Genomic DNA, 8,225 nt, shown 5'->3' with positions numbered 1-8,225 from the left:
CTGCTTGTGAGGAGTGTGTTGTGGTGTTTGGGTTTGGTTTGGTGGGGGCGTTTCGGCGTTTGGGTCGTGTTGTTGTGGTTTGGGTGGTTGGTGTGGGGTTGGTGGTTGGTGGTATTTCGCGGGTGGATGCGGTGGGGGTGGCGGGTAATGGGGAGCCGCCTTCGTCGGGGGTGGTGTGTGGTGGGGGTGGTGGGGTTGTTCCGGTGGGGAGTGGTGGGGCGGAGTTTCGGGAGGTTTTGGCTGCTGGGTCGGGGGTTGTGCAGCGGGTGAAGTTTGGGGGTGCTGAGTTGGTGGTGCCGCCGGGGGCGGTGACGAGCGCGGTGGAGGTGGGTGTTTCGCGTTTGTCGGGGGAGGAGGTGCCGCGGTTGGATGCGGGGTTGTCGAATGTTACGGGTGGGGTGGTTTCTGGGTTTAGGTTTACGCCGCATCCGTTGTCGTTTGCGGTGCCGGTGGAGGTGACGTTGCCTTATGATCCGGCGTTGTTGGCGGCTGGGGGGTCTGCTGATGATGTGCGGACGTATTTTTTTGATGAGGTGGCGGGGTGCTGGAAGGCGTTGGAGCGGGTTTCTGTTGATGTGAAGGCGCATACGGTGACGTCGCGGACGGATCATTTTACGGACATGATCAATGCGACGGCGGCGGTGCCGGAGCATGCGGAGAATGTGTCGTTTAATCCGAATCAGTTGAAGGGTATTCAGGCGGGGGATCCGGGTTCGAAGGTGAACTTGGTTTCGGTGCCGGGGGCGAGTGGTTCGGGTGACAATGCTACGAGTTATCCGATTGAGGTTCCGGCGGGTCGTGGTGGTTTGCAGCCGTCGGTGGGTGTCGGGTATTCGTCGGCTGCTGGTAATGGTTGGGTGGGTGTGGGTTGGGATCTTGGTACGCCGGCGGTCTCGGTGGATACGCGGTGGGGGGTTCCGCGGTTTGACGCGGTGAAGGAGACGGAGACGTATCTGTTCGGTGGGCAGATGCTGACGCCGGTGGCGCATCGTGGCCCGGCGGTGGCGCGGAGTGCCGGGGACAAGGTGTTCCGGGTGCGGGTCGAGGGTGGTTTCGCGAAGATTGTGCGGAAGGGCACGAATCCGAAGGCGTATTCGTGGGAGGTCACGGATAAGTCGGGTGTGGTTTCTGTTTATGGCACGGCGGGGGCGGTGCTGGCCGACGACGATGGTAATGGGTTCCGGTGGGCGTTGCGTGAGGTGAGGGATCGGCACGGGAATTTCGTGCGGTATCACTATGCTCAGGTCGACGATGCTGGTGTGGGTTCGCCGGGGGCGTTGATGGGCCGGGAGTTGTATCCGTCGAAGATCACTTACACCGGTAGCGGGTCGGTCGAGGGTAAGTATTCGGTGGAGTTCAAGCGTGACCGTGAGCTCGGTGAGGCGCTGCGGGGTGATAAGACGATCGATGCTCGGGGTGGTTTTAAGCGGGTGGTCGCGGACCGGTTGCGGAAGGTCGAGGTGAAGTTCGACGGTGCGCTGGTGCGCCGCTACGAGTTGTCGTATGTCACGGGGGCGTTCGGGAAGTCGTTGTTGCAGAAGATCACGCAGTTCGACGCGAACGGTGCCGAGTTCAACAAGCATGAGTTCACGTATTTCGATGATGTCCGCGATAGCCAGGGCAACTATGACGGGTTCGACTCGAAGGCGTGGTCGGTGCCGGGGGATGGTCTGGCGAACACGGCGTTGAACCTGACCGGTGAGAATGCCGGTAACGCGAGTGTGTTGGGCACGTCGAAGTCCAGTAGTGGTGGTGGGCATTTCTATTTCGGGGTGGGTGAGCACAAGGGGTCTTCGACCGGGGTCAAGGTCGGTTACAGCGATACGTCGAGTGATGGTGTGCTGGCGCTGGTCGATGTCGATGGTGACAATTTGCCGGACAAGGTGTTCCGGTCGGGTGGGGTGGTGAAGTACCGCAAGAACTTGTCGGTGCCGGGAGGTCCGGCGAAGTTCGATGATTCGCCTGATGCGGTGAAGGCGCTGGATCTGCCGGATGGGTTCTCGAGTGAGCACAGTGAGAGCTTGACGTTGGGTCCGGAGGGGTATCGGGCGGCGGGGGCGTTGCAGCTGAACTATGTGAACACGTTCGCGACGACGGACCGGTATTTCCTGGATGTGAACGCTGACGGTATTGCCGATGTGGTGAATGGTACGAGTGTGTTGTTCGGGCGTGTCGGTTCGAATGGTGTGCCGGTGTATGGGGTGAGTGGTGATTCGCCGGTGCCGGTGACGTCGGGGACGGTCGACACGGCGAACTTGTTCGGGGATTTCGCTGGGGATGTGGCGCGGTTCAAGCAGTCGTTCCCGTTGCTGGACACGGTGCGGGTGTGGAAGGCGCAGGCCGGCGGCACGGTGCGGGTGCTGGGTGGGGTGAAGCTGGATCCGGCGACGCTGGCGGCGCGGGCGGCGTCGAAGACCGCCGACGGGGTGAAGGTGTCGGTGGAGTATGGCGGGCAGGTTCGCTGGTCGCAGCAGCTGGACGCGAACGACCGGGCGGAGTACCCGATCGATGTGAGTTTCGCGGTGGCCAAGGGTGAGTCGGTGTTCTTCCGGGTGCAGTCGATTTCCGATGGCAGTCTGGATCAGGTGGTGTGGAACAACCTGCGGGTGACTTATCCAGGGGTGCCCGGTGGGTCGGATCCGAACGGGTTGTCGCTGACGGAGTACCGGCAGGCCGGCGACTTCACCCTGGCTGGACGGACCAGTGAGGTGACGGTTCCGGTGAACGGCACGTTGAAGCTGGATGGTGATTTCCATCTGGGTGCGGCGGTGTCGGACGACGTGAAGGTGCAGATCACCCGCGATGGCGTCCCGGTGCTGGAGCAGACCATTACGAGCGGGACCAGTGGTGCTGGTGCCACGGTGCCGGTGGATGTGTCCCTGACCGTGACGGCCGGGCAGAAGCTGAAGTGGAACGTGCTGGCCGATTCGCCGGTGGATGTGTCGAAGGTGGCTTGGAGCCCGCGGGCCTACTACACGGCTGCGTCCGGAGTGGACTCGGACAAGATCAATGACGCGAACGGCCAGCCACGCCTGGTCTTGGCCCCGGTTCCGAATGTCAGTATCTATCCGTTGAGCAGCGCTGACGGTAGCTACCCGGGTGTTGTGGTGCCGGTGGCGCCGGCTGGTGACTGTGTGGATGTGACGTTCACACCGAGCATCACGGTCGATGAGAACGCGATCGAGGAGTCTGCGGGCCGGGTGTCGTTTACGGTCAAACGCAAGACCGGTACTGGCTCGGCTGCGAAGTTGTTCGCGAAGCACAACTTCGAGGTGGTGCACAATCAGGTCGCTCAGCCGTCAACGACGTTGACGAAGAAGGTCTGTGATCAAGACGGCGGCACGTTCTACCTGGAGTTCTCCAAGCACAACGAGGTGTTGGGGCGCACGGTGACCACGAGTGCCCAGTACAACAACGCTGCTGCGGGCAGCGTGGTCAACACCGCGACCGCCGACGGTCTGTTGCCGGGGCTTTACCGGGGCTGGGGCGCGGTCGGCTATAACCCGGCTGGTGACGCCGCGAACTCTCCGATCAGCACCCAGAAGCTGTATTCGAGCCCGGATGTCGATCGCGATGATTTCCCGTCCGATGATTTCGATCCGCAGGCGGAGAAGGACGCGTTCGAGGCCGACCCGAAGGTTGACGTTCCGAAGGTGTCGGTGCCGTTCTATCCGGACGTCAAGAACAACCGGTGGGGGTCCGGCGACCGTTCCTGGGTCAGTGCCGAGGCCACCAGCAGTTCTCGGCTGGGAGCGGCGGCTATCGCCGTGCCTGGTGGCGCGGAGTATGCGGGGGCGACGGCGGTGCCGCGGGTCTCGCAGTCGAAGACGATTTCGCTGACCGGTAGTGTCGCACCGCCGGGTGGGTCGCTGGGTGGTGGTGTCGGCAGGGGGACGTCGACGTCGCTGGTCGATTTCATGGACCTCAACGGCGACGGGTTCCCCGACGTCGTCGGCACCAACGGCATCCAGTACACCGATGCGTCCGGAAAGCTCGGCGCCGTTATCGCTGCCCTGCCTGACGTCGGCGCACGCAAGACCAGCACCGCGTCCGGCAATGCGGGCGCGGGCAGCGCTGGACGCACTCTCCAGACCGGAGCCGGTACCGCGGATGCGAGTGGCACCGCCTCTGCCAAGACCGCCAAGTCCGGTGGTGACATGCCGCCACTCGGTCTGGGGCTCGATCTCAGCGGCAGCGAGTCCGACGCCAACTACGATCTGATCGATGTCAACGGCGATGGGCTGCCTGACCGGGTCTACGGCGACAGCGACAAGGTCGATGCAGCGAAGCGGGGCAAGGTTTCGCTCAACCTCGGCTACAAGTTCGCGCCGCTGGAGGCATGGCGCAATCCGGCGCCGTTGAATGACGGCAGCGGACGCAGCAAGGGCCTGAACATCGGGTTCAACACTGATTTCTACGGGTTTGCCGGCGGCGCGTCGTTCGAGCACAACCGTTCGACGACCGGCGCGACCCTGGCTGATGTGAACGGTGACGGCCTGGCTGACCGGGTGTTCGCCGGTGCCGGCAGCAACGATCCGATCCGGGTGGGGTTCAACACCGGTAACGGATTCGAGCCGGCGGTGGCTTTCGGCGGCAGCAAGCCCGGCGTGGCCGCGGACCGCAACGCGAGCCTTGGCGGGGGTCTCTACGGTGAGATCCCGGCATGCTTCTTCTTCGCCTGTCTCGTGTTCAACCCTGGCGTCAACAGCTCTGTCGGCGTCGCCCGCACCGAGCAGGCGTTGCGAGACATCAACGGTGACGGCCTGGTCGACCATGTGTCGTCGACGGCGGACAACGGGTTGTCGGTGGAGGAGAACACGACCGGCCGGACGAACCTGCTCAAGGCGGTATCGCGGCCGCTGGGTGCGTCGATGCAGTTCGACTACAGCCGTGACGGCAACACCTATGCGATGCCGCAGTCGAAGTGGGTGCTGTCGTCGGTGACCGTGAACGACGGTCACGCCGGTGACGGGCAGGACACGCAACTGTCGACGTTCGAGTACTCCGGTGGTGTCTACGACCGGCTCGAGCGTGAGTTCCGTGGCTATGCCACGGTCGTGGCCAAGACCCGTGACACCGGCAACGGCAACGCCGTGGTGCGTTCCACTACCTCGACGTTCCGCACCGACAGCCACTACACGATGGGTCTGCCGGTCAAGACGATCGTGGCGAACGCATCCGGGGACAAGTTCACCGAGTCCGAGAACTCCTACACGATCCGCAACATCGACACCCCCGGCGGCGCCGTGGACCTGGCCAGCACTACCGCGACGCTGTTCCCGTTCGCGCACCGCACCGACAAGCGCTTCTACGAAGGCCAGGCAACACCTGGTAAGGCGACGTTCACCACTGCCGACTACGACACCCGCGGCAACCTGACCACGACCATCGACACCGGCGAGGCCGGCGCGGCCGACGACGTGGCCACGACGATCGGCTACACCGATTGCCCAGCCACGGGCATCGACGTCGCCGATCACCTGACCGTGACGGTCGCGGGCGTGGTCAAGCGTGAGCGGGAATCGACGATCGACTGCGGCAACGGCGAGCTCACTCAAACCCGCAGCAAACTCAACGCCACCGAGGTCGCGGTCAGCGATATGACCTACGACGCCAGCGGTAATCTGAGCACGGTCGAAGGCGCGCCCAACAAGGCCAACCAGCGTTCGAAGCTGACCTACACCTACGACACGACGGTCGGCACCTACGTCACCTCGGTCACCGATAACGCGTTCAACCTGACCTCGTCCAGCACCTATGACTTCAAGTTCGGTCTCCCGCTGACCAGTACCGATACCAACGGCAAAACCGTCACCAACACCTACGACGCCCTCGGCCGTCTCGACACCGTCACCGGACCTTACGAGGCCGGAACCGGCAAAGTGACGATCGACGTCGACTACCACCCGGAAGCGGTCGTGCCCTATGCGGTGACCAGGCACATCGACAAGCAGGCTGATGGGACGTATCGCACCGACACGATCGACACGATCACCTTCGTCGACGGGCTCGGCCGCGCGGTCCAGGTGAAGAAGGACGCCGCGATCCACACCGGCGAGACCACTCCCGCCGCCGACAAGATGACCGTGTCCGGCAAGACCGAGTACGACGGTCTCGGTCGCGCGGTCAAGCAGTACTACCCGGTCACCGAACCCAAGGGCGCGGCGAACACCACGTTCAACACCGCGGTGGACACGGTTCAGCCGACCGTCACGACCTACGACGCGCTGGACCGGGCCACCCGCACCACCTTGCCGGACAACACCTTCGCCACCGTCGGTTTCGGTTTCGGGGCTGACCGGGCGGGTGTCACCCAGTTCGAGACCGTCGCCACCGACGCGAACAACAAGGCCGCCCGTTCGTATACAGATGTGCGGGGCCGGGCTACTGCGGTGAAGCAGTTCAATCCTGCCGGCGGAGCGACCCAGGCGGTGATCTGGACGAGCTTCGGTTACAACGCACTCGGTGAGAAAACCTCGGTCACCGACAACGACGACAACACCACCACGATCGCGTTCGACAACCTCGGCCGCAACACCGCGGTGACCAGCCCGGACTCCGGCCGGACCGACTTCGTCTACGACCTGGCCGGCAACCTGGTCAAGAAACACACCGCCAAACTCGCGACGTCCGACTTCATCGAATACGACTACGACTACACCCGGCTCAAAAAGATCCGCTACCCGCTGTTCAACACCGGCGGACTCAACGGCACCGGCAATGACGTCACCTACACCTACGGCGCCCCCGGCGCCCCGGACAACGCCGCGGGCCGGGTCACCTCGATCACCGACGGTGCGGGCACGAAGACCTTGAAATACGGGCCGCTGGGGGAAACCACCGAAGAAACCCGCACCGTTCAGGACAACGGCAACCAAACCGCGACCTTCACGACCCGCTACCAGTTCGACAGCTGGAACCGGGTACTGAAGATGACCTACCCCGACGGTGAGGTCTTGACCTACGGCTACGACTCCGCCGGCAACGTCAACGCCGCGACCGGTGCCAAAGCCACCGACACCTACACCTACTTGTCGAGACTCGACTACGACAAGTTCGGGCAACGCAAATACGTTGTCACCGGCAACGGAACCCGGACCGCCTACACCTACGACTCACTGACTCAACGGCTCGGCAACCTCAAGGCCAGCCTGGCAACCAGCATCGCCTCTGGGCACACATTCCAAAACGTCGACTACACCTACGACAACGTCGGCAACATCACCAAAATCCAAGACACCGCTGCCCAAAACACCGCCCCCGCCGGCGGCAGCAAGATCGGTGGGCCGAGCACCGAGAACTACACCTACGACGACCTCTACCGGCTCACCACCGCCACCGGCACCTACCAGCCCGCCCCCGGCAAAACCGACACCTACAACCTCACCTTCAGCTACGACAAGATCAGCAACATCACCAACAAAACCCAGACCCGCAGCACCGGAACCATCAGCAACCCCCAGCCAGACGACAACCTGACCTACAACAACACCTACACCTACAGCACCCCCGGCAAACCCCACGCCGCCTCGACCATCGGCATCCACACCCTTGGCTACGACGCAGCCGGCAACCTGATCAGCCGCAACCAGCAGCAAGGTCCCCGCCGCCAACTCGTCTGGGACGAGGAAAACCGGCTCGCCTGCACCCACGAAAACGTCCAGAACCAGACGATCCCCCAAACCGCGGCCGGATGCGACAACGCAGGCGGGTCCGCTAACGCCCGCTACCTCTACGACGACCACGGCCAACGCATCGTCAAAAAAGAAGCCAAATACAGCTTCTACCCCAACCAGAACTACTCAACCAACGGCAGCAACAGCTACAAACACATCTACATCGGAGCGACCAAGCTCCTCACCAAAGAAGTCGACAAAAACCACCACGAAGACGCCCAGTACTACAACCACGCCGACAACCTCGGCTCCACCGGCTGGACCACCGACGCCACCGGCAAAATCGACGAACACATCAAATACCTACCCGGCGGCGAAACCTGGACCCACGAAAACCCCTCACAACCCGTCGACCACCAATACAACGGCAAAGAATACGACTCCCAAACCGGCCTCTACTACTACGGCGCCCGCTACTACGACCCACGCCTCACCACCTGGCAATCCACCGACCCCGCACTACCCAGCACAGCCACCAACACCACCAGCCTCTCCACCTACCTCTACGCCAACGCCAACCCCATCAACTACACCGACCCCGACGGACGC

Annotated in this window: 1 protein-coding gene; it reads left to right on the top strand. The window is 63.1% G+C overall.

Annotation, left to right across the window (positions count from 1 at the left end; translation table 11 throughout):
* Window positions 1-257 precede the first annotated feature (257 nt).
* Window positions 258-8,225, top strand: a 7,968-nt coding sequence (locus ABD768_RS42750) for a SpvB/TcaC N-terminal domain-containing protein (RefSeq protein WP_344850684.1), incomplete at its 3' end; no start/stop codon positions are given.

The organism is Kribbella ginsengisoli (genome assembly GCF_039537185.1).
GTDB classification, from domain to species: domain Bacteria; phylum Actinomycetota; class Actinomycetes; order Propionibacteriales; family Kribbellaceae; genus Kribbella; species Kribbella koreensis.
Note: the sequence above shows the minus strand (reverse complement) of the source record. Positions and strands in the feature narration are given on the sequence as shown.